Here is a 729-nt window from a genome sequence, read left to right on the forward strand (position 1 = left end):
GTTCTTTTATCAGTTGGGAAATGGCCAGAGCGCAACATTTATCTGGCAGTGCAGCGGCTCCGGGTTCAATGAATAAATAGTTGAGATGCGCGTTCCAAGTCGCTTTGATGCTGTGAGGCATTCCGCCAGGGATCCATACAGCACAGTGAGGAGGAACGATCCATATGTCATTCTCCGCGCGACAGATAACAGCGCCATAAAGCGCAATAATCAATTGTCCCTTACGGTGTGTATGAACGGGCACTTCTGCTTCGTAATCAACGAAATCAATATGCCGTGCGACTGCCGGGCACTGTGTTGAATCGGGGTCAAAGAGTGTGGTGGCGTACCGTGGTTGCATATCATTGGCTATATTTAGGTATTTTTTGACAGAATATAGTATTTAATGAAGTGTGCAACCCGGTAATAATTATCGGCATGAGCAAAACAGACTTCTTCCTCCTCCGCTTATTGCGGAATAAATATGTCGTACTGCGCCGTGCCAGAAGGTATTTGTTCTCACCCACGTTGGTGGGTGATGCCAATGCCTTGCTGTATTCCGCCAAGAGTTTTGCGGCAGCGATGCTGGCTTATTACATCGCCTTATCGATAGGGTTGGATAAACCGTCTTGGGCAATCATCACTGTCTATATTGTTTCGCAAACCTCGGTTGGCGCTTCCCTAAGTCGAAGCGTGTATCGTTTGGCGGGAACGATAATTGGGGCGGGGGCGACCGTTTTAATCGTACCT

2 protein-coding genes are annotated in these 729 nt (G+C 48.1%); one reads left to right on the top strand and one right to left on the bottom strand.

Going from position 1 to position 729, the window contains the following annotated elements:
• Nucleotides 1-340: AraC family ligand binding domain-containing protein (locus J5069_RS23715; RefSeq protein WP_264646112.1), on the bottom strand; the 340-nt coding region annotated here is incomplete at its 3' end.
• 77 nt (nucleotides 341-417) lie between these two features.
• Here J5069_RS23715 and J5069_RS23720 point away from each other — a divergent pair.
• Nucleotides 418-729: FUSC family protein (locus tag J5069_RS23720; protein ID WP_264646113.1), on the top strand; the 312-nt coding region annotated here is incomplete at its 3' end.

This window comes from Candidatus Symbiopectobacterium sp. NZEC127, assembly GCF_025962675.1.
In the GTDB taxonomy this organism is placed as follows: domain Bacteria; phylum Pseudomonadota; class Gammaproteobacteria; order Enterobacterales; family Enterobacteriaceae; genus Symbiopectobacterium.